Origin of the sequence: Klebsiella sp. P1CD1 (assembly GCF_003790505.1) — a bacterium.
In the GTDB taxonomy this organism is placed as follows: Bacteria; Pseudomonadota; Gammaproteobacteria; order Enterobacterales; family Enterobacteriaceae; genus Klebsiella; species Klebsiella variicola.
The window spans coordinates 4,371,834-4,393,380 of record NZ_CP033631.1 but is presented as its reverse complement, the minus strand read 5'-3'; the positions used below and the strand labels follow the sequence as shown (position 1 = coordinate 4,393,380).

Genomic DNA, 21,547 nt, shown 5'->3' with positions numbered 1-21,547 from the left:
GGTTTAGCGTTTTTGAAAAATTGAATCGACTTTTGAGGGGATTTTCGTAATGCGTATTATTCTGCTTGGCGCTCCGGGCGCGGGTAAAGGAACTCAGGCTCAGTTCATCATGGAGAAATACGGTATTCCGCAAATCTCCACCGGCGATATGCTGCGCGCGGCGGTAAAATCCGGCTCTGAGCTCGGTAAGCAAGCGAAAGACATTATGGACGCCGGCAAGCTGGTAACCGATGAGCTGGTCATCGCGCTGGTGAAAGAGCGTATCGCCCAGGAAGATTGCCGTAACGGCTTCCTGCTGGACGGCTTCCCGCGCACCATTCCGCAGGCTGACGCCATGAAAGAAGCGGGTATTACCGTTGATTACGTGCTGGAATTCGACGTGCCGGACGAACTGATCGTCGACCGCATCGTTGGCCGTCGCGTTCATGCGGCATCCGGTCGCGTATACCACATCAAATTCAATCCGCCGAAGGTGGAAGGCAAAGACGACGTGACCGGCGAAGAGCTGACCACCCGTAAAGACGACCAGGAAGAGACCGTGCGTAAGCGCCTGGTGGAATACCATCAGATGACAGCACCGCTGATCGGCTACTACACCAAAGAAGCGCAGGCGGGCAACACCAAATATGCCAAAGTCGACGGCACCAAAGCGGTAGCTGACGTGCGCGCTGAACTGGAAAAAATCCTCGGCTGATAAAGCCTTTTCTCATCCTGCTGCCGCAGGATGAGAACTCCTCTCATTTCTACCTTTTGCTATGATTGGTTCCGTTTAGCGCCATTTCAGCTACAATTGGCTGCGATTCAAATGGTTAAGAGGCGGTAATGCATCAGACGAAAACAGGTATCTTGCTGGCCAATTTAGGCACTCCCGATGCGCCCACCCCCGGTGCGGTGAAGCGCTATCTGCGACAATTCCTCAGCGACAAACGGGTGGTGGATACATCTCGTCTGCTATGGTGGCCGCTGCTGCGTGGCGTCATACTGCCGATTCGCTCCCCGCGCGTGGCGAAGCTCTATCAGTCCGTGTGGATGGAGGAGGGATCGCCGCTGATGGTATACAGCCGTCGCCAGCAGCAGGCGCTGGCCGCCAGGCTGCCGGATACGCCGGTGGCGCTGGGCATGAGCTATGGTTCGCCGTCGCTGGCCAGCGCGGTGGATGATTTACTGGCGCAGGGGGTGGGACACATCGTGGTGCTGCCGCTGTACCCACAATATTCCTGTTCGACGGTGGCCGCCGTCTGGGATGAGCTGGCGCGGATCCTTGCGAAAAAGCGCGCTATTCCGGGTATCTCGTTTATTCGCGACTATGCCGATCACCCGGACTATATCCATGCGCTGGCGGCCAGCGTGCGCGCCTCCTTCGCGGTGCACGGGGAACCCGATCTGCTGCTGCTCTCCTACCATGGGATCCCGCAGCGCTATGCCAACCAGGGCGATGATTATCCCCAGCGCTGTCGCGATACCACGCGGGAACTGGTTTCCGCGCTGGGGCTGCCGCCGGAGCGGGTGATGATGACCTTCCAGTCGCGCTTTGGCCGGGAACCCTGGCTGACGCCGTACACCGATGAGACGCTGAAGATGCTTGGCGAGCAGGGGACGAAGCATATTCAGGTGCTGTGCCCGGGGTTTGCCGCCGACTGTCTCGAAACGCTTGAAGAGATTGCCGTTCAGAACCGGGAAGTTTTCCTCGAAGCGGGTGGCGAGCAGTATGAATATATTCCGGCGCTAAATGCGGATGTGGCGCATATTGAGATGATGGTCAACCTGACGGCGCCTTATCGCTGATCGCGCGCAGGGCGGGGAATATGCTACTATTTCCCGCTTGTTCCCTGTTATTTAAGCGCCACTATGAAATTTCCCGGTAAACGCAAATCCAAACACTATTTTCCCGTCAACGCCCGCGACCCGCTGCTGCAGCAAATTCAGCCGGAGAATGAATCCAGCGTCTCCTGGGTGGTCGGTATCGACCAGACGCTGGTGGATATCGAAGCGAAAGTGGATGAAGCGTTTATCGTACGCTATGGTCTGAGCGCGGGCCACTCGCTGGTGATTGAAGATGACGTCGCCGAGGCGCTGTACCAGGAGCTGGTACGCAATAATCTCATTACCCATCAGTTTGCCGGCGGCACCATCGGCAATACCATGCATAACTACTCGGTGCTGGCGGACGATCGCTCGGTGCTGCTTGGCGTGATGTGCAGCAATATCGACATCGGCGGCTATGCCTATCGCTACCTGTGCAATACCTCCAGCCGCACCGATCTGAACTATCTGCAGGGCGTCGACGGCGCCATTGGCCGCTGTTTTACCCTGATCAGCGACAGCGGCGAGCGCACCTTCGCCATCAGCCCGGGTCACATGAACAAGCTGCGCCCGGAAAGCATTCCGGAAGCGGTGATCGCCGGCGCCTCGGCGCTGGTGCTCACCTCCTACCTGGTACGCTGCAAGCCGGGCGAGCCGATGCCAGACGCCACGATGAAAGCCATCGAGTACGCCAAAAAGCATGATGTGCCGGTGGTGTTAACTCTCGGAACTAAATACGTGATTGCCGATAACCCGGCGTGGTGGCAGCAGTTCCTGCAGGAGCATGTCTCGATTCTGGCGATGAATGAAGAAGAAGGGGAAGCCCTGACCGGTTTTGCCGATCCGCTGTCGGCGGCGGATAAAGCGCTGGACTGGGTCGACTTGGTGCTGTGCACTGCCGGTCCGGCGGGCCTGTATATGGCGGGCTTTACCGAAGAAGAGGCGAAGCGGAAAACCCAGCATCCGCTGCTGCCGGGGGCGATCCCGGAGTTTAACCAGTTTGAATTCAGCCGTGCGATGCGCCACCAGGATTGCGTTAATCCGCTGCGTATCTATTCACATATCGCCCCGTATATGGGCGGGCCTGAAAAAATCATGAATACCAACGGCGCTGGCGACGGCGCCCTGGCGGCGCTGCTGCATGACATCACCGCCAATAACTACCACCGCAATAACGTGCCCAACTCCAGCAAGCACAAATGCAAATGGCTGACCTACTCCTCACTGGCGCAGGTGTGTAAATATGCCAACCGCGTGAGCTATCAGGTACTGAACCAGCACTCGCCGCGTTTAACCCGCGGCCTGCCGGAGCGTGAGGACAGCCTGGAAGAGGCGTACTGGGATCGGTAAGCGCGTCCCTCTCCCGACGGGGAGAGGGCAGTACATCAGCCGGTGACCACTTCACCGGCCGGTGGCGTTTCCAGAAGCTGCAGCATGGCGCGGGCAATTTCCCGCTCGCCCATCACCACCTGATTAGCCCCGCGATCGATAATGTAGTCCACTTCATCATCGTAATGGGCGCGGGCGATGATCTCGATATTCGGGCATTTTTCCCGTGCGGAAGCGACAATCTCTCCGGCCTCGTAGCCGTTGGGGATAGTCAGCAGCAGCCAGCGGGCGCAGTCGAGATGCGCCAGTTCCATGATCTCTTCATTGGCGGCATTACCCAGCACCGCGCTGATCCCGCGCTCGCGTAACTCATCCACGCGGGTACGCGAGGTTTCAACCACCACCAGCGGGATCCCCTGGGCCATCAGCTTCTCGCCCAGCAGACTGCCGACGCGGCCGAAGCCAACCAGCAGCGCGTGGTTACAGATATCGACTGGCACCTGTTTCTCATCTTCCAGCACCTCTTCCAGCGTCTGCTCGTCGAGGGTTTCGGTTTTATCGAGATATTTTTCCAGCAGGGTAAACAGCACCGGGTTGAGCATAATCGAGATGATCGCCCCGGCCAGCACCAGGTTTTGTCCAGCCTGCGGCAGCAGGTTAAGCGCCATCCCCAGGCCGGCGAGAATAAAGGCAAACTCACCAATCTGCGCCAGGCTGGCGGCAATGGTCAATGCGGTACGCGGCGAATGACCAAACATACGCACGAGGAAAAAGGCGGCGGCGGATTTACCAAAGATAATAATCGCCAGTGTCGCCAGCACCGCCAGCGGCTGCTGCACCAGCACCATCGGGTCAAACAGCATGCCGACGGAGACAAAGAACAGCACCGCGAAGGCGTCGCGCAGCGGCAGGGTGTCATGGGCGGCGCGGTGGCTCAGCTCAGATTCGTTAAGCACCATGCCGGCGAAGAAGGCGCCAAGGGCGAAGGAGACATCAAACAGCTCCACTGCGCCGAAGGCGATGCCCAGCGCCAGGGCCAGCACCGACAGGGTGAACAGCTCGCGTGATCCGGTGGCGGCGCTGCGCGACATGATCCACGGCACCAACCGGCGACCGACCAGCATCATGATGGCGATAAAGGCCACCACTTTACCAATGGTGATCCCGAGGTCGAGGGCCAGAGAGGCGAAGCCAACGTCACCTTTCTCCGTCATCCCGGCAATCGCTGGCAGCAGGACCAGCGTCAGGACCATCACCAGGTCTTCTACAATCAGCCAGCCAATGGCAATCTGCCCGCGCTGACTGTCAATAAGCTGTCGCTCCTCGAGGGCACGCAGTAGCACCACGGTACTGGCGGTGGAGAGACACAGGCCAAAGACGATGCCGGTCATCAGCGACCAGCCAAGGGCGGCGGAAAGTGCCATACCCAGCAGCGTCGCCACGGCTATCTGGGCGATGGCCCCGGGAATGGCGATCGACTTTACCGCCATCAGATCTTTCAGGGAAAAATGCAGCCCGACGCCGAACATCAGCAGGATCACGCCGAGTTCTGCCAGTTCAGGAGCCAGTTTGGTATCAGCAACAAAGCCTGGGGTGAAAGGTCCGGCCAGCACGCCCGCTAAGAGATATCCCACCAGAGGAGAAATACGTAGCTTATTGGCAATCATGCCGAGAATAAAGGCGAGCACGAGGCCGCCGACAATGGTGGTGATAAGCGGTGTTGCGTGGTGCATTCCGTCTCCTTTCCAGTGGTGTATCGGTCCATTTTGCTACCCTATCCGGGTAATAGTTTATGACAAAAACGTTCACTTTGTTTATGAATAATTCTTGAATTGTGCAAAAAAATGGAATTAACCGGCCAAAAGGCACAGAAGGGAAAATCGTGGAGGGAATGCGCGCATCAGGCTGATGGCGCAAGGGATAACGGCGGCCAGCGTTGCACTTTGGCCGCCGGATAATCAGGCTTTTTGCCGGTTATCAGGAAGAAATATCGTCAGGAAACCCAGCAGCGGCAGGAAGGCACAGATTTTATACACCAGATCGATACTGGTATGGTCCGCCAGCAGGCCCAGCACCGCGGCGCCAAGGCCACCCATGCCAAAGGCGAAGCCGAAGAACAGGCCAGAAACCATGCCGATTCGACCCGGCAGCAGCTCCTGCGCATAGACCAGGATAGCGGAAAAGGCCGAGGCGAGGATAAAACCAATAATCACCGTTAAAATCCCCGTCCATTCAAGGCTGGCGTAGGGTAAAACGAGGGTAAACGGCGCCACACCGAGGATAGAGCCCCAAATCACATATTTACGTCCAATTTTATCGCCAACTGGCCCGCCGATTACCGTCCCGGCGGCAACCGCGAACAGAAAGGCAAACAGATGAAGCTGGGCATTTTGCACCGATAATCCGAACTTATGCATCAGATAAAAGGTGTAATAGCTGCTAATGCTCGCCATATAGAAATATTTCGAGAAAATCAGCATCAGCAGAATACCTACCGCCAGAATCACCTTATTGCGCGGCAGCGGATTAACGATCAGCGGCTTCGGTTTGCCTTTATTCATACGGTGCTGCGCGGCATACCAGCGGCTGATTTGCGACAGCACCACAATAGCCAGCAGGGCGGCCAGCACGAACCAGGCGACGTTGCCTTTGCCATAGGGGGCGATAATCACCGCCGCCAGCAATGGACCAAGCGAGCTGCCGAAGTTGCCGCCGACCTGGAACAGCGACTGGGCCAGGCCGTGACGGCCGCCAGAGGCCATCCGCGCCACGCGGGATGATTCCGGATGGAAAACCGAGGAGCCGGTACCCACCAGCGCGGCAGCCAGCAGCACCATGCCGAAACTCCCGGCCAGCGCCAGGAGAATCAAACCGCAGAGGGTGAAGCACATGCCCACCGGCAGCGACCACGGCATCGAGCGTTTATCGGTGATGTAGCCAATCACCGGCTGGAATAGCGATGAGGTGAGCTGGAAGGTGAGGGTGATCATCCCGATCTGCACGAAGGTAAGGGAGAACTCCGCCTGCAGCAGCGGGTAGATAGCAAGAATGAGCGACTGGATCATATCGTTAAGCAAATGGGACAGGCTGATCGCGCCTAAGATGCCAAACGAGGTGCGTGCTTTTTGCGGCGGCGCAGCGGGGCCGGACAGGGGTTGAGCGGTCTGATTGATTGCCATAGGTTCACGTCACTTTTTTATATAGCTTTCGTCATTTGTACGCCATGGCGACGACCCTGATTTTCCCGGCTAATGCATGGGAAATATGACCAACGGGCTGACGCAATGCCATACAACGCGAAGGCGTATAGAGGATGCAGGTGGAATTATTATCCGACTAACATACCTGTCCTTAGGGGTTGAAGGAAGTCGCAATTCTGAAAACATATTTGTCAACGCGACTAACTCGCTATACTTTCGGCACTTGGGATTAAGTCAGGGAGTGAAGCATGCAGTATTTTAAACATCGCGTAGCGCTGGCGTTATTTGCCGCCTTATCGCTGGGCAGCCTGTCCGCACAGGCCTATGAGCAGGATAAAACCTATAAAATTACCATCCTGCACACCAACGATCATCACGGCCATTTCTGGCGCAATGACTACGGCGAATATGGTCTGGCGGCGCAGAAAACGTTGGTCGATGGCATCCGGAAAGAAGTGGCGGCGGAAGGGGGGAGCGTCCTGCTGTTATCCGGCGGCGATATTAATACCGGCGTGCCGGAGTCTGATTTACAGGATGCAGAGCCCGATTTTCGCGGCATGAACCTGATCGGCTACGACGCAATGGCGGTGGGGAACCATGAATTTGATAATCCGCTGAGCGTGCTGCGCCAGCAGGAAAAGTGGGCGAAGTTCCCGTTCCTGTCGGCCAATATTTATCAGAAAAGCACCGGCGAACGGCTGTTCAAACCCTGGGCGCTGTTTAAGCGCGGCGGGCTGAAAATCGCGGTGATTGGCTTAACCACCGACGATACGGCCAAGATTGGCAATCCGGAATATTTCACCGATATCGAATTCCGCAAACCGGCGGAAGAGGCGAAGCTGGTGATCCAGGAGCTGCAGCAGAATGAAAAGCCGGACGTGATCCTGGCCACCACCCATATGGGCCATTACGACAATGGCAACCACGGCTCTAACGCGCCGGGCGACGTTGAAATGGCGCGGAGTTTACCTGCGGGATCGCTGGCGATGATCGTCGGCGGTCACTCGCAGGATCCGGTATGCATGGCGTCGGAAAATAAAAAGCAGGTCGATTATGTGCCAGGCACCCCGTGCGCGCCGGATCGTCAGAACGGCATCTGGATCGTCCAGGCGCATGAGTGGGGCAAATACGTCGGCCGTGCCGATTTTGAGTTCCGCAACGGCGAGATGAAGCTGGTGCATTATCAGTTGATCCCGGTGAACCTGAAGAAAAAAGTGACTTACGATAACGGCCAAAGCGAGCGGGTGCTGTATACGCCGCAGATCGCAGAGAACCCGCAGATGATGTCGCTGCTGACGCCATTCCAGAACAAAGGCAAAGCGCAGCTGCAGGTCAAAATCGGTAGCGTGAATGGTCATCTGGAGGGCGACCGCAGTAAAGTGCGCTTTGTGCAGACCAATATGGGGCACCTGCTGCTGGCGGCGCAGATGGCGCGCAGCAATGCGGATTTCGCGGTGATGAGCGGAGGTGGGATCCGCGACTCGATCGAGGCGGGGGATATCACCTATAAGGATGTGATGAAGGTCCAGCCGTTCGGCAATGTGCTGACCTATGTCGATATGAGCGGCAAGGAGGTGGTGGATTACCTGACCGCCGTCGCGCAGATGAAGCCGGATTCCGGCGCCTATCCGCAGTTTGCCAACGTCAGCTTTGTAGCCAAAGATGGCAAACTGAACGATCTGAAAATCAAAGGCGAACCGGTGGATCCGGCGAAGACCTACCGGATGGCGACGCTGAGCTTTAACGCTACCGGCGGCGATGGCTATCCGAACATTGCCGATAAACCCGGGTATGTGAATACTGGCTTTATCGATGCCGAAGTGCTGAAAGAGTATATCGAGAAGAACTCGCCGCTGGATGCGGCAGCCTACGAGCCGAAAGGCGAGGTGAGCTGGCAGTAGGTCTGAGCTTCAGGTTGGCTATTTCCCCGGTGGCGCTGCGCTTACCGGGGCTACGAGTTGGGTAGCCCGGATAAGGCGCGTGCGCCGCTATCCGGGATGGTGTGCTCAATCGCGGCGGGCGATATCGGCGAACTTCGCGTCCAGAAGCTGCGCCAGATCGCTGGCCGCCAGCTCAATATCCAGACCGCGTTTGCCGCCGGAAATATAGATGGTGGCAAATTCCTGCGCCGGGGCGTCAATCACCGTCGGCAGGCGCTTCTTCTGCCCCAGCGGACTGATGCCGCCCACCAGATAGCCGGTGATACGCTGCGCCACCATCGGGTCGGCCATGTCGACTTTCTTGGCGCCCAGCGCTTTCGCCACTTTCTTCAAATCCAGCTGCCCGGCGACCGGGGTGACGGCGACCGCCAGATGCTTCATATCGCCGTTAACGGCGACCAGCAGGGTCTTGTAAACCTGGTCGGCATTGAGGCCGAGCTTGCGCACCACTTCATCTCCGAAGTTGGTCTCATTGGGATCGTGATCGTAACTGTGGATCTGAAAGGGGATTTTGTTTTTTTCGAGTAATTTAACGGCGGGAGTCATAGCTATCCTTCTTACCAACCGGTTTTGCGTGACGTCAGAATACGCCCGCAGGTTGTCTAAAAAATAGTACCATCTTGCGCAATAGTGTTGGCAGTGATGGTCACTTTGAGCGACAATCAGACGATCCGGGATGCAAATCCCGGGATAATAATAATGATGAAATTCCTCTTTGACGGGCCAATAGCAATATTGGCCATTTTTTTAGGTCAGCATATCCGGCAGATTCCCTTCGCCATACAGGTGCAGCGCGCCGACGGCAACCACGTAGCGCCCCGGCGGCAAGGCCAGCAGCGTCTCGCGCCAGGCGAGATTGCGCTGGTGCATCAGCACATCATACAAAGACTGGCTAAAGGTCGTCGGCAGCGATACCGCGCCGCGCGATGGCGGTTGCTCCAGCCACCAGCCGATCATCACCTGCAGTAAACGGGCGTTGGTGCGCCAGTGGGTCAGCGTATCCTCCAGCAGCGCCATCCCCCCGTCGGGCAGATCGCGCAGCAGCGCGATTTGGCTGTCGGCGCCTTCCAGCTCCATCACCGTTATGTTGCTCTCGCGGGCGGCCATCAGCAACTGATAATCGATGCCGTAATCCGGCCGCAGTCCCAGCTTCTGCGCCTGGGTGGCTTGTAGCACCATCGCCACCTGCCACAGCGGCTGGCTGTCGAACAGCCCGACCGACAGGCCCAGCTCGCCGGCTCGCGCCTCTAGCTCGCTCAACTGCGCATCGCTCAGACGTTCTGCCAGCGGCGGGTAAGAGGGAAGGTTGCTAAACGGGGTTTCATTGCCGCTGAAATCGGCCTCGACGATTAACGCATCGGCCTGGCGTATTTTTTTCAGAAGCTTCGCTGGCGGCGGCGCCATGTCGCGGGTGCCCATATGGATGCTGCCGACGAGGTGCAAATAGCGTTCGCCGGGCAGGACGATATCCATCGCAGGCCAGGAATAAGACGAGCCGACGGCGGCTCGCCACAGCATTTTTATCCGGTTTAACAGGCCCATACGCGCTCCGAAGTGTGAGGACTTCATGCTAGCGCATATGGTGATACACGTCACCCTTCCGGCGGGCTTTTCTTGTGTCAGCAAAAAACGGGCGCCGAACAACGTCAGCGCCCGTTTCATCTGACGGCGTTTACTCTTTTGGTTTAAAGCGCAGCAGGCGGTTGGCGTTACTCACCACGGTGATCGACGACAGCGCCATCGCCGCGCCGGCGACCACCGGATTGAGCAGGGTGCCGGTCAGCGGCCAGAGGATCCCGGCTGCAATCGGGATACCCAGCGAGTTGTAGACAAACGCGCCCAGCAGGTTCTGCTTCATATTGCGTAAGGTCGCCTTCGAAATCGCCAGCGCATCGGCCACGCCGTGAAGACTATGGCGCATCAGGGTGATCGCCGCGGTTTCAATAGCGACATCGCTGCCGCCGCCCATGGCGATCCCGACATCGGCCTGGGCCAGCGCCGGAGCGTCGTTAATGCCGTCGCCAACCATCGCCACTTTGTGCCCCTGGCTCTGCAGTCGTTTAATGGCATCGGCTTTACCGTCCGGCAGCACGCCAGCGATCACTTCATCAATGCCGGCTTCTTTGGCGATGGCCTTCGCGGTGGTGGGGTTATCCCCGGTAAGCATCACCAGCCGGTAGCCCTGCCGATGCAGGCGGGCCAGGGCGTCGACGCTGTCTTCGCGCAGCGGGTCACGGATGGCGAACAGCGCGGCCGCCTGACCATCCACCGCCAGCAGCACCGGCGTGGCGCCGCGCGAGGCCTGCGCCGTCATCTCGCTTTCTATATCGCCGGTGGCGATATGCTGCTCGTTGAGCAGCGCCTGGTTGCCGAGCAGCAGGCGATGACCTTCCGCTTCGCCGCTGACGCCAAGGCCGCGCAGGGTGCGGAAGCCGCTCACTTCCGGCAACGAACTGTCGGCGGCTTTATCGAGGATCGCTCGCGCCAGCGGATGACTTGAGCCCTGCTCCAGCGCGGCGGCAAGACGCAGCGCGGTATGCTCATCAACGCCAGCGAAAGTTTTCACCGCCACCACCTGCGGCTTGCCTTCGGTCAGGGTGCCGGTTTTATCGAACACCAGGGTGTCGAGTTCACTGGCGCGCTGCAGAGCATCGGCATCGCGCACCAGCACACCGTACTCCGCCGCCCGGCCAACGCCGGAGATAATCGACATCGGCGTCGCCAGGCCTAACGCGCACGGACAGGCGATAATCAGTACCGTGGTGGCAATGACCAGGGTATAGACGATCTGCGGCGCCGGGCCGAAGACGTACCAGATCGCGGCGCTGATCAGCGCAATGGCGACTACCGCCGGAACAAATACGGCGGAGATTTTATCCGCCAGCTGGCCGATCTCCGGCTTGCTGCTCTGCGCCTGGCGCACCATACGGATAATTCTTGCCAGCGTGGTCTGGCTGCCGACGGCGCTGGCGGTGAACAGCACGCTGCCGTCCTGCACCACGGTGCCGGCGTGAATGGCATCGCCATCGCCTTTTTGCTGTGGCACCGGTTCGCCGGTGAGCATCGCTTCATCAAACCAGGCTTCGCCCTGGCTTATCACGCCGTCGACCGGGACGCGGTCGCCGGTGGTCAGGCGCAGCGTCATACCCGCCTGAACTTCCGCGAGCGGCAGATCCTTTTCCCCCTCAGGGGTCACCACGCGGGCTGAAGGTGGCGTCAGATCGAGCAGTTTCTCCAGCGCTTTCGAGGAGCGCTGGCGGGCGCGGGCCTCCAGCATATGGCCGAGGTTAATCAGGCCGATAATCATCGCGCTGGCTTCGTAATACAGATGCCGGGCTTCCATCGGGAACCACTGTGGCCACAGGTTGACGCTCATCGAGTACAGCCAGGCGACGCCGGTGCCGAGCGCTACCAGCGTATCCATGGTGGCGGTGCCGTTTTTCAGGCTTTTCCACGCGCTGCGGTAGAAGTGGCCGCCGGCAAAGACCATGACGGCGAGGGTGATAAGGCCGATGACCAGCCACAGCGAACGGTTGTCGTCGCTGACCATCATGTTATCGCCGATCATCCCCCAGACCATCACCGGCACGCCGACCAGCAGGGCGACAATCGCCTGCCAGCGAAAACGCTTCATCGTAGTAATAGCGGTTTCCTGCTGGCGTTCGCGGCGTTGCAGATCGTCTTCGATCGCCTCCGCGCCATAGCCGGCTTTCTCCACCGCCTGCACTAATTCTGCGGCGGACGCACTGCCCATCACCAGCGCCGTGCGTTCCGCCAGGTTAACCCGCGCCTGTGAGACGCCCGGCACCGCGGCAAGCGCGTTTTGTACCCGGGAGACGCAGCTGGCGCAGCTCATGCCGTTGATCAGCAGCTGTTGACTGTCATCTTCGTCATGGGCTGCCGGAAGCTCAGGAGTGGCCGCTGTCAGTGCTTCCGACGGGATTGATGATTCTGCCAGCGGTTTAGCCTTTGGGTGGCTGAGCTCCGCGCCGTATCCGGCTTGTTTCACGGTATCAATCAGCGCTTGCGCGCTGGCGCTGCCCGTGACATGGGCTTCAGTGAGGGTCACCTCGGCTTGCTCAACGTCAGGACGCTGCTCCAGACTCTCTTTCACGCGTTTGACGCAGTGGCCGCAGGAGAGGCCATCCAGCGTCAGGTCGATAGTGTTAGACATAAATAACTCCTGAATAATTTTCCGGTCAACGATTGACCAGACCCACTCTTTCATCGAGTATTAAGAAGGTTAAACCTTCCAGCAAGGGGAAGGTCAAGGAGAAAAAATGAATATCAGCGATGTGGCGAAAAAAACCGGTTTAACCAGCAAAGCGATTCGTTTTTACGAAGAGAAGGGGCTGGTGACGCCGCCGTTGCGGAGCGAAAACGGCTACCGCACCTACAGTCAGCAGCATCTCGATGAGCTGACGCTGCTGCGCCAGGCGCGGCAGGTGGGGTTTAACCTGGAAGAGTGCCGCGAGCTGGTGGCCTTGTTCAACGACCCGTCGCGGCACAGCGCCGATGTGAAAAAACGCACGCTGGAGAAAGTGGCGGATATCGAGAACCATATCCGCGAGCTGCAAAATATGCGCGCGCACCTGCTGGCGCTGGCCGAATCCTGCCCCGGCGACGACAGCGCGGAGTGCCCGATTATCGATAATCTTTCCGGCTGCTGCCATCGCAAGGCGCAGGCTTAACGGACGGCGGGTCTGATTCGTAGCGTAATCCCTTCTACGGCAATCACTTCAACCTTGCTGCCCGCCGCGAGGTCTTCATCGGCAATCACCGGCCAGGAGCTGTCGCCCACGCGTACATGGCCACGGCCGTTTACCAGCGGGGCATCCAGCGTCAGGCGGCGGCCCACCAGTTGCTGCCCGCGTTGGTTGAGCTGAGCATCGGCCGGACGCTGCGTTTTGACCCGCTTGCGCAGCCATTTCGACCACAGCCACGCCGCCAGCAGGGTGAGAACGGCAAACAGCGTCCCTTGCCATTCCCAGCTCAGCGGCAGGAGCCAGGTCAGGGCGCCGGTCACCACGCCAGCGACGCCGCTCCACAGCAGATAGCCGCTGCCGCCAAGCATCTCGGCCGCCAGCAGCAGCCCGCCCAGGCTTAACCAGAACAGATGCGGATGGGCGAAGATCATGTCGATCATGATTTTTTCCGATCGCCAGCGCCTTCTTTGATCAGCTCGCTGATCCCGGCGATCGATCCCATCAGGCTGCTGGCATCCAGCGGCATCAGCACCACTTTGCTGTTGTTAGCGGCGCCAATCTGCTGCAGCGCATCGGTGTACTTCTGCGCCACGAAGTAGTTGATCGCCTGAATATCGCCCGAGGCGATTGCCGAGGAGACCATCTGAGTGGCGCGGGCTTCCGCTTCGGCGGAACGTTCGCGAGCTTCGGCCTGCAGGAAAGCGGACTGCCGTTCCCCCTCGGCTTTGAGGATCTGCGACTGCTTTTCCCCTTCCGCTTTCAGAATTTCCGCCTGTCGCACCCCTTCGGCCTCAAGGATATAGGCGCGTTTGGTACGTTCGGCTTTCATCTGGGCGTTCATTGAGGCAATAAGCTCCGCCGGCGGGCGAACGTCGCGAATTTCGACGCGGGTGATTTTTACTCCCCACGGATTAGTGGCGTCGTCAACGATATGCAGCAGACGGGTGTTAATGCTGTCGCGTTGGGAGAGCATTTCGTCCAGCTCCATCGAGCCGAGCACGGTACGGATATTGGTCATCGTCAGGTTGACGATCGCCTGCTCAAGATTGCTGACCTCGTAGGCGGCCTTTGGCGCGTCAATCACCTGAATAAAGCAGACCGCGTCGATGGTGACGTTGGCGTTATCCCGGGAGATAACCTCCTGCGAGGGGATGTCGAGCACCTGCTCCATCATGTTCACTTTGCGGCCGATTCGGTCCATAAACGGCACGACTAAGCTTAATCCCGGCTGCAGCGTCTGGGTAAAGCGCCCAAAACGTTCTACCGTCCACTGATAGCCTTGCGGGACAATTTTCACCGCCGCGGCCACAATGACCAGCGCGACGAAAATAAGGATAGGAATAAAAATCAGCATCAAAAACCTCCTGTCTTGTTGCCTGGTGGGGCGCTACAAGGAAATAGCGCATGTTTAAACTGAGTATATCTTTCTCCTCATCCTGGAGAAAGGAAAGTGGGGTAAACTAGCGGTGTTTCAGAAAATAATCAGGAAGACTCATGAAGGAAAATAACGCGCTTTTGCGTCTCGAGGGTGTGGGGTTTAAGACCGACGACGCAGTTATTTTACACAATATCACTCTTCAGCTCAGACCCGGAGAATTTAAGCTGATTACCGGGCCTTCCGGCTGCGGGAAAAGCACCTTGCTGAAGATTATCGCCTCGCTGCTCAGCCCAACCTCCGGACGCCTGTTTTTTGACGATGTGGATATCGCGACGCTGTCGCCGGAAACCTATCGTCAGCAGGTGTCTTACTGCGCGCAGACGCCGGCGCTGTTCGGTGATTCAGTCTACGATAACCTGATTTTTCCGTGGCAGATCCGCAACAAACAACCCGATCCGCAGGCGCTGGTGGCTGACCTGCAGCGCTTTGGCCTTGGCGAAAATATGCTGGAAAAGTCTATTAACGAACTGTCCGGCGGGGAAAAGCAGCGCGTATCGCTGATCCGCAATTTACAATTTCTACCGCGCGTGCTGCTGCTGGACGAAATTACCAGCGCGCTGGATGAAAGTAATAAACAGAATGTGAATGACATTATTCATGGCTACGCGACGGAAAAACAGGTCGCTGTTCTGTGGGTCACCCACGATCGCAACGAAATTTCGCATGCCGATGAAGTGATTACGCTGCAACCTGCCGGCGGAAACATGCAGGAGGTACAGCATGAACGGGCATAACATTACGAACGAATCGCTGGCGCTGTCGATGGTGCTGGTGCTGATCGCTATTCTGGTCAGCTATCGGGAAAAACTGGCACTGGAAAAAGATATTATCTGGAGTATTTGCCGGGCGATCGTGCAGCTGATTATCGTCGGCTATGTGCTGAAATATATCTTTAACGTCAATCATGCGGTTCTGACGCTGTTGATGGTGCTGTTTATCTGCTTTAACGCGGCGTGGAATGCGAAGAAGCGCAGTAAATATATCGATAAAGCTTTTGTCTCGTCGTTTATCGCTATTACCACTGGCGCCGGACTAACGTTGGCGGTACTGGTCTTTTCGGGGTCGATCGCCTTCGTGCCGATGCAAGTTATTCCAATTGCCGGGATGGTGGCCGGTAACGCCATGGTGGCGGTGGGGCTGTGCTACAACAATATGGGCCAGCGCTTCAGCAGCGAGCAGCAGCAGATTCAGGAGAAGCTGAGCCTCGGCGCGACGCCGAAGATGGCTGCGGCGCGGCTGATTCGCGAGAGCATTCGCGCGTCATTGATTCCCACCGTCGATTCAGCGAAAACGGTCGGGCTGGTGAGCTTGCCTGGGATGATGTCGGGGCTAATTTTTGCCGGTATTGACCCGGTGAAGGCGATTAAGTACCAGATCATGGTGACCTTTATGCTGCTGTCGACCGCCAGCCTGTCGACGATTATCGCCGGCTATCTGACCTACCGGAAGTTCTTCAATGCCCGTCATCAGCTGGTGGTAACGCAGCTGAAAAAGCACCCATGAACGATCCCGGGTTGCGGCGTTCACGCCTTACCCGGGCTACCACGGCGTAATCTGTAGCCCGGATAAGCGTAGCGCTATCCGGGTCAGCGCCTCTGATTAGTACAGCAGCGAATACAGCTGGCGGCGGTATTTGGCGGCCAGCGCATCGCCGGTACCGAGGGCGGCGAGGATCTCCTGCAGCATCTTGCGCGCCTGGCCATCGCCGGCGCCTAAATCCTTCTGCAGATGGCTGAACAGCAGCGCCAGCGCTTCTTCATTACGCCCGACCTGATGCAGCTGCAGCGCCAGCTGGGAGGCCAGCTGCGCATCGTCCGGATTCTGTTCCACCTGCTGCTGCAACTGCTGAATTTCCGGGGTGTCGGCGGCCTGTTTGAGCAGCTCAATCTGCGCCACCAGACCCTGATAGTGGGTGTCCTGATCCTGCAGCGGGATGGTTTTCAGCACGCTTTCCGCTTCATCGGAACGGTGCAGGGCAATCAGCGTTTCCGCCAGCAGCAGACCAATCTGGCTGTCCTGATTCGACAGCTGCCAGGCTTCCTTCAGCAGCGGTAATGCCTCGGCGTATTTTTCTTCCTGCATCAGGGCCAGCGCCTGCTGGGCTTTCAGCTCCTCTTCACGCGGCAGGACTTTATCCAGCAGGGCGCGAATCGCTTCCTCCGGCTGCGGGCCTTCAAAACCGTCCACCGGCTGGCCGTTCTGGAACAGATAAACTGTAGGGATGGCGCGCAGACCAAACTGTGAAGCGAGCATTTGCTCGGCGTCGCAATCGACCTTCGCCAGCGTGAACTGGCCGTTATACTGGGCGGCCAGGCGCTCGAGGACTGGGGTCAGTTGTTCGCAGTGCTGGCTGCGGGCAGACCAGAAATAAAACAGCACCGGGACGTTCATGGACTGCTGTAGCGTCTGCTGCAGGTTCGCTTCGCTAATATTGACAATATTCTGTTCGGACATGGGCATTTCTCGTTAGTCGATTTCTGTTTTACATGGGGGCGGCATGCCGCGCTTCAACTCAGCCGTGGATAATTTTGTCCATCGCGCGGGCAGGCAGCAGGCGTTTGAGCAGCGCCACCGCGTGAGTCACCAGAGTGACCGGGTAGCGCAGCTTTGGCTTATCGCTGGTAAAAGCGTGGCGCACTTTTTCCACCACCGCCTCCGGCCCGAGGGTAAAGCGAGCGGCGATGCCCGGATTTTCTACGGGTTTATCGCTTTGCGTCTGGTTGACGTTATCGGTAAAGCGGGTGCGGATCGGGCCCGGTTCAATCAGGCTGACCTGAATACCACTGTGGCGCAATTCCATGCGTAGCGCATCGGACCACGCCTCGAGGGCGTATTTACTGGCGGCATAGGCCCCGCGACCGGGACTGGCGATGAGCCCCATCACCGAGGAGGTCATCACGATGCGCCCTTCGCCGTGCGGCGTCATCGCCGGCAGCAGCAGCATGGTCAGCTGATGCGCGCCGAAAAAGTTGGCGGAAAACTGCTGTTCCATCTGCTGGCGGCTGATGGTGTTCAGCGGGCCATAGACGCCATAACCGGCGTTATTGAACAGGCCATAGAGACGATTATCGGTCAGCGCAATCACCTCCGCCGCCGCGCGCTCCACGCTCTGTGGGTCATCCAGATCGAGCAAAATACCGGTTAGCCCCAGCTCCTGCATCCGCGCGACGTCCTCCGCTTTGCGGCAGGCCGCCAGCACGCGAAAGCCCTGGCGGGTTAAATCCAGCGCGCTTTCCAGACCAATTCCGCTGGAACAGCCTGTCACTAAAACCGTTTTTTGCATAACTTTACCTGTCAGCGACCCCTGGCGTTCAGGAGTCATGATTAACTAAGGGAGCCAGCCGGTTCGCCATCCAGTCGGCGATAAACGGCTGCGCGTCGCGATTTGGGTGAATGCCGTCGTCCTGCATCCATTGCGGTTTGAGATAGACCTCCTCCATAAAAAAAGGCAGGAGAGGAATATCGAACTCTTTGGCCAGGGCCGGGTAAATCGCGCCGAAGGCTTCATTATAGCGGCGGCCATAGTTCGCCGGCAGGTGAATTTGCATCAGCAGCGGCTCGGCGTTGGCCGCTTTGATATCTTTAATAATGGTGCGCAGTGTTTGCTCGGTCTGCTGTGGCGGAAAACCGCGCAGCCCGTCATTGCCGCCGAGCTCAACCAGCACCCAGCGCGGCTGATGCTGCTTAAGCAGCGCTGGCAGGCGGGCCAGCCCCTGCTGCGAGGTATCGCCGCTGATGCTGGCGTTCACCACCGGTGTTTTCGCCTGCCACTTCTCATTGAGCAGCGCAGGCCAGGCGGCGTTGGCCGCCATTCGATAGCCAGCGCTCAGGCTGTCGCCGAGGATCAGCAGCGTGTCCGCCGCCATTGCGCGGCAGGTAAACAGGAACAAAAACAGGAAAGGCACATGCCAGCGGAAAACATACTTGAAGTTCATCATCTTAAGAAGTCCGTCGGTCAGGGAGAGCATCAGCTCTCCATCCTTACCGGAGTTGAGCTGGTTGTCAAACCGCGGCAGACCATCGCCCTGATCGGCGAGTCAGGTTCCGGTAAATCGACCCTGCTGGCGATCCTCGCTGGCCTGGACGATGGCAGCAGCGGAGAAGTCTCGATGCTGGGCAAGCCGCTGCATCGGATGGATGAGGAGGCGCGGGCGGCGCTACGGGCGCAGCACGTTGGCTTTGTTTTTCAGTCGTTTATGCTGATCCCGACGCTCAACGCCCTGGAGAACGTCGAGCTGCCGGCGCTGCTGCGCGGCGCCAGCGACAGTGAGAGCCAGGGCGATGCCCGCGCGCTGCTTGAGCAGTTGGGGCTTGGCAAACGCCTGCACCACCTGCCGGCGCAGCTCTCCGGCGGCGAACAGCAGCGGGTGGCGCTGGCCCGGGCCTTCAACGGGCGCCCGGCCCTCCTGTTCGCCGATGAGCCCACCGGCAACCTCGATCGCCAGACCGGGGACAAAATTGCCGATCTGCTGTTCTCGCTTAATCGCGAACACGGCACCACCCTGATCCTCGTCACTCACGATCCGCTGCTGGCGGCGCGCTGCGACCGCCGTCTGCGCCTGGTGGATGGCCAACTGCGGGAGGAAGCATGATCGCCCGCTGGTTCTGGCGCGAATGGCGCTCGCCGTCGCTGCTGATCGTTTGGCTGGCGTTAAGCCTCGCCGTGGCCTGCGTGCTGGCCCTGGGGTCGATAAGCGATCGGATGGAGAAAGGCCTTAGCCAGCAAAGCCGTGAGTTTATGGCCGGCGACCGTACGCTGCGCAGTTCGCGCGAGGTACCCGCCGAGTGGATCGCGCAAGCGCGGAAGTCAGGGCTGACCGTCGGCGAGCAGCTGAGCTTCGCCACCATGACGTTCGCCGGTGATACGCCGCAGCTGGCGGACGTTAAGGCGGTGGATGACCGCTATCCGCTGTATGGCACCCTCGAGACGCAGCCGCCGGGGCTGAAGCCGCAGGCGGGGAGCGTGCTGCTGGCGCCAAGACTGATGGCGCTCCTGAACCTGAAAACCGGCGATACGATTGACGTTGGCGATGCCACGCTGCGCATTGCCGGGGAAGTGATTCAGGAGCCGGATGCAGGGTTTAACCCCTTCCAGATGGCGCCGCGACTGATGATGAATATGGCTGACGTGGCAAAAACCGGGGCCGTGCAGCCCGGCAGTCGCGTCGCATGGCGCTATAAGTTCGCCGGTAACGCGCAACAGCTGGCGGATTATGAACAATGGCTGCTGCCGAAGCTCGGCGCGGAACATCGCTGGACTGGCCTTGAACAGGACGACAGCGCGCTGGGCAAATCCCTTGAGCGCTCGCAGCAATTCCTGCTGTTATCCGCGCTGTTGACGCTGCTGCTGGCCGTTGCCGCGATCGCCGTGGCGATGAGCCACTACTGCCGCAGTCGCTACGATCTGGTCGCAATTTTGAAGACGCTGGGCGCCGGGCGGGCGCAGCTGCGCAAGCTCATCGTCGGCCAGTGGCTGCTGCTGCTGACGCTGTCGGTGATAAGCGGCGGGGTTGTGGGCCTGGCGCTGGAGCGCCTGCTGTTGTTGATGCTCAAACCGGTGCTGCCCGCCGCACTACCCGCTGCCAGCGGTTGGCCGTGGCTGTGGGCTATCGGGGCGACAGGCGTCATTTCCCTGCTGGTGGGCCTGCGGCCGTATCGACTGCTGCTGGCGACCCTGCCGCTGCGAGTGCTGCGTCAGGATGTGGTGGCTAACGTCTGGCCGCTGAAACACTATATTCCTGTGGTCTGCGCGGTGGTGGTCGGCGGGCTGGCCTGGCTGATGGGCGGCAGCCCGCTGCTGTGGTCGGTGCTGGCCGGGGCGGTGGTGCTGGCGCTGCTGTGCGGCCTGGTGGGCTGGGGATTGCTGTGGCTGCTCAAACGCCTGACGCTCAAAGCCTTGCCGCTGCGTCTGGCGGTGAACCGCCTGCTGCGCCAGCCGTGGTCGACCCTCAGCCAGCTGGCGGCGTTTTCCCTGTCGTTTATGCTGTTGGCGTTGCTGCTGGTGCTGCGCGGCGATCTGCTTGACCGCTGGCAGCAGCAGTTGCCCCCGCAGAGCCCGAACTACTTTCTGATCAATATTGCCCCTGAGCAGATAATGCCGGTGAAGACTTTCCTCGCCGAACACCAGACCCGGGCGGCGGAATTTTATCCGATCGTCCGGGCTCGTCTGACGCAGATCAACGGTCACTCCACGGACGGGAACAAAGACGAAGCGCTGAATCGCGAGCTTAATCTCACCTGGAGCGAACAGCGTCCGGATCATAATCCGCTGGTGGCCGGTAGCTGGCCGCCGAAGCCGGGCGAGGTATCGATTGAAGAGGGACTGGCGCAGCGGCTGGGGGTGAAGATCGGCGATACGGTGACCTTTACCGGCGATACTCAGGACTTCAGCGCGAAGGTCAGCAGCGTGCGCAAAGTTGACTGGGAGAGCCTGCGGCCCAACTTCTTCTCTATTTTCCCCTCCGGGGCGCTGGACGGGCAGCCGCAGAGCTGGCTCACCAGCTTCCGCTGGGATAACGGTCCCGCGATGTTGACCCAGTTGAACCGCGAGTTTCCCACCGTTAGCTTGTTGGATATCGGCGCCATCCTGCGTCAGGTCGGCCAGGTGCTCTCCCAGGTCAGCCGGGCGCTGGAGGTGATGGTGGGCCTGGTCACGGCCTGCGGCGTGCTGCTGTTGCTGGCGCAGGTCCAGGTCGGTATGCGCCAGCGGCATCAGGAGCTGGTGGTCTGGCGCACGCTGGGGGCCGGGAAATCGCTGCTGCGCGCCACGCTGTGGGCGGAGTTTGCCCTGCTGGGGCTGGTTTCCGGACTGGTGGCGGCGATAGGCGCGGAAGTGGCGCTGGCGATGCTGCAGACGAAAGTATTTGATTTCCCCTGGACGCCGGACTGGCGCTTGTGGGTGATGCTGCCGCTGACGGGAGCGGTGTTGTTATCTCTGTGCGGCGGCGGGCTGGGGCTGCGTTTGTTAAAAGGGAAAGCGTTGTTCCGCCAGTTTAGCCAGTAAGATTATTGCATTTCGATGATGCGCCGCCGTTTTTGGCGGCGCTTTTATTTTAAGCGCACAAATTGATAACTCGTTGATTTTTAAGCGCACAAAACATTAAAAAACCGACAACACGCTGTACTGATTCG

20 protein-coding genes are annotated in these 21,547 nt (G+C 59.1%); 9 read left to right on the top strand and 11 right to left on the bottom strand.

Annotated elements, in window-relative coordinates:
• Positions 1 to 49: 49 nt before the first annotated feature.
• From adk to DTA24_RS21800, 3 genes are all read left to right on the top strand, one after another.
• Entirely contained in the window at positions 50 to 694 is a 645-nt protein-coding gene (gene adk, locus DTA24_RS21810) for an adenylate kinase (RefSeq protein ID WP_002892184.1), read from the top strand.
• A gap of 128 nt (positions 695 to 822) precedes the next feature.
• A complete protein-coding gene (hemH, locus tag DTA24_RS21805) occupies positions 823 to 1,785 on the top strand; it encodes a ferrochelatase (RefSeq protein ID WP_008805451.1) in 963 nt (320 codons plus the stop codon).
• Positions 1,786 to 1,848: 63 nt separating this feature from the next.
• Positions 1,849 to 3,153: an inosine/guanosine kinase gene (locus tag DTA24_RS21800; RefSeq protein WP_008805452.1), complete on the top strand. Its 1,305-nt coding sequence runs from the start codon at positions 1,849 to 1,851 to the stop codon at positions 3,151 to 3,153.
• Between the two features lie 35 nt (positions 3,154 to 3,188).
• Here the strand turns inward: DTA24_RS21800 and ybaL are convergent, their stop codons facing one another.
• Both ybaL and DTA24_RS21790 read right to left on the bottom strand, forming a co-directional pair.
• Positions 3,189 to 4,865: a YbaL family putative K(+) efflux transporter gene (gene ybaL / locus DTA24_RS21795; protein WP_008805453.1), complete on the bottom strand. Its 1,677-nt coding sequence runs from the start codon at positions 4,863 to 4,865 to the stop codon at positions 3,189 to 3,191.
• A gap of 225 nt (positions 4,866 to 5,090) precedes the next feature.
• A complete protein-coding gene (locus DTA24_RS21790; RefSeq protein WP_008805454.1) occupies positions 5,091 to 6,311 on the bottom strand; it encodes an MFS transporter in 1,221 nt (406 codons plus the stop codon).
• Positions 6,312 to 6,580: 269 nt separating this feature from the next.
• Here DTA24_RS21790 and ushA point away from each other — a divergent pair, with 269 nt between their 5' ends.
• Complete coding sequence (ushA, locus tag DTA24_RS21785) at positions 6,581 to 8,233, top strand: bifunctional UDP-sugar hydrolase/5'-nucleotidase UshA (RefSeq protein WP_012542660.1); 1,653 nt, start codon at positions 6,581 to 6,583, stop codon at positions 8,231 to 8,233.
• Between the two features lie 105 nt (positions 8,234 to 8,338).
• On the opposite strand, the gene ybaK is transcribed toward ushA, so the two are convergent.
• The 3 genes from ybaK to copA all read right to left on the bottom strand — a co-directional run bounded on the left by ybaK (position 8,339) and on the right by copA (position 12,446).
• Positions 8,339 to 8,818, bottom strand: a complete 480-nt coding sequence (ybaK, locus tag DTA24_RS21780) for a Cys-tRNA(Pro)/Cys-tRNA(Cys) deacylase YbaK (protein WP_004204728.1) — start codon at positions 8,816 to 8,818, stop codon at positions 8,339 to 8,341.
• A gap of 201 nt (positions 8,819 to 9,019) precedes the next feature.
• On the bottom strand, positions 9,020 to 9,814 hold the full coding sequence (locus DTA24_RS21775) for a TraB/GumN family protein (protein ID WP_123837061.1): 795 nt from the start codon (positions 9,812 to 9,814) through the stop codon (positions 9,020 to 9,022).
• Between the two features lie 130 nt (positions 9,815 to 9,944).
• Positions 9,945 to 12,446, bottom strand: a complete 2,502-nt coding sequence (copA, locus tag DTA24_RS21770; protein WP_094284906.1) for a copper-exporting P-type ATPase CopA — start codon at positions 12,444 to 12,446, stop codon at positions 9,945 to 9,947.
• Positions 12,447 to 12,552: 106 nt separating this feature from the next.
• Here copA and cueR point away from each other — a divergent pair, with 106 nt between their 5' ends.
• Positions 12,553 to 12,963 carry a Cu(I)-responsive transcriptional regulator gene (cueR, locus tag DTA24_RS21765; RefSeq protein WP_002892208.1) on the top strand — a complete coding sequence of 137 codons (411 nt, stop codon included), beginning with the start codon at positions 12,553 to 12,555 and terminating at the stop codon, positions 12,961 to 12,963.
• On the opposite strand, the gene DTA24_RS21760 is transcribed toward cueR, so the two are convergent.
• Positions 12,960 to 13,418: an NfeD family protein gene (locus DTA24_RS21760; RefSeq protein ID WP_008805458.1), complete on the bottom strand. Its 459-nt coding sequence runs from the start codon at positions 13,416 to 13,418 to the stop codon at positions 12,960 to 12,962. The genes cueR and DTA24_RS21760 overlap by 4 nt on opposite strands.
• The gene (locus tag DTA24_RS21755; protein ID WP_002892258.1) at positions 13,415 to 14,332 is read right to left on the bottom strand and encodes an SPFH domain-containing protein; all 918 of its coding nucleotides are present in this window, start codon (positions 14,330 to 14,332) and stop codon (positions 13,415 to 13,417) included. Before DTA24_RS21755 ends, DTA24_RS21760 begins: the two co-directional genes overlap by 4 nt.
• A gap of 140 nt (positions 14,333 to 14,472) precedes the next feature.
• Between DTA24_RS21755 and fetA the strand changes: the two genes are divergently transcribed.
• Positions 14,473 to 15,150 (top strand): iron efflux ABC transporter ATP-binding subunit FetA, encoded by a 678-nt coding sequence (fetA, locus tag DTA24_RS21750; protein ID WP_023322156.1) that lies wholly within the window; start codon positions 14,473 to 14,475, stop codon positions 15,148 to 15,150.
• Positions 15,137 to 15,919, top strand: coding sequence for an iron efflux ABC transporter permease subunit FetB (gene fetB, locus DTA24_RS21745; RefSeq protein WP_008805460.1), 783 nt, complete (start codon positions 15,137 to 15,139; stop codon positions 15,917 to 15,919). The genes fetA and fetB overlap by 14 nt, the downstream gene beginning before the upstream one ends.
• A gap of 96 nt (positions 15,920 to 16,015) precedes the next feature.
• Here the strand turns inward: fetB and DTA24_RS21740 are convergent, their stop codons facing one another.
• Genes DTA24_RS21740 through tesA form a run of 3 tightly spaced genes read right to left on the bottom strand, consistent with a single transcriptional unit; the run spans position 16,016 to position 18,351 of the window.
• Entirely contained in the window at positions 16,016 to 16,870 is an 855-nt protein-coding gene (locus DTA24_RS21740; RefSeq protein ID WP_008805461.1) for a co-chaperone YbbN, read from the bottom strand.
• Between the two features lie 58 nt (positions 16,871 to 16,928).
• Complete coding sequence (locus DTA24_RS21735; RefSeq protein ID WP_009484702.1) at positions 16,929 to 17,738, bottom strand: SDR family oxidoreductase; 810 nt, start codon at positions 17,736 to 17,738, stop codon at positions 16,929 to 16,931.
• Complete coding sequence (gene tesA, locus DTA24_RS21730; protein ID WP_012542655.1) at positions 17,728 to 18,351, bottom strand: multifunctional acyl-CoA thioesterase I/protease I/lysophospholipase L1; 624 nt, start codon at positions 18,349 to 18,351, stop codon at positions 17,728 to 17,730. The genes DTA24_RS21735 and tesA overlap by 11 nt, the downstream gene beginning before the upstream one ends.
• Between tesA and ybbA the strand changes: the two genes are divergently transcribed.
• A complete protein-coding gene (gene ybbA, locus DTA24_RS21725) occupies positions 18,322 to 19,008 on the top strand; it encodes a putative ABC transporter ATP-binding protein YbbA (RefSeq protein WP_008805463.1) in 687 nt (228 codons plus the stop codon). The two genes, tesA and ybbA, sit on opposite strands and share 30 nt — an antisense overlap.
• Positions 19,005 to 21,419, top strand: coding sequence for a putative ABC transporter permease subunit YbbP (ybbP, locus tag DTA24_RS21720; RefSeq protein ID WP_123837060.1), 2,415 nt, complete (start codon positions 19,005 to 19,007; stop codon positions 21,417 to 21,419). The genes ybbA and ybbP overlap by 4 nt, the downstream gene beginning before the upstream one ends.
• Here ybbP and DTA24_RS28420 read toward each other — a convergent pair.
• A complete protein-coding gene (locus tag DTA24_RS28420; RefSeq protein ID WP_046882284.1) occupies positions 21,381 to 21,509 on the bottom strand; it encodes a hypothetical protein in 129 nt (42 codons plus the stop codon). The genes ybbP and DTA24_RS28420 overlap by 39 nt on opposite strands.
• Between the last annotated feature and the right edge of the window lie 38 nt (positions 21,510 to 21,547).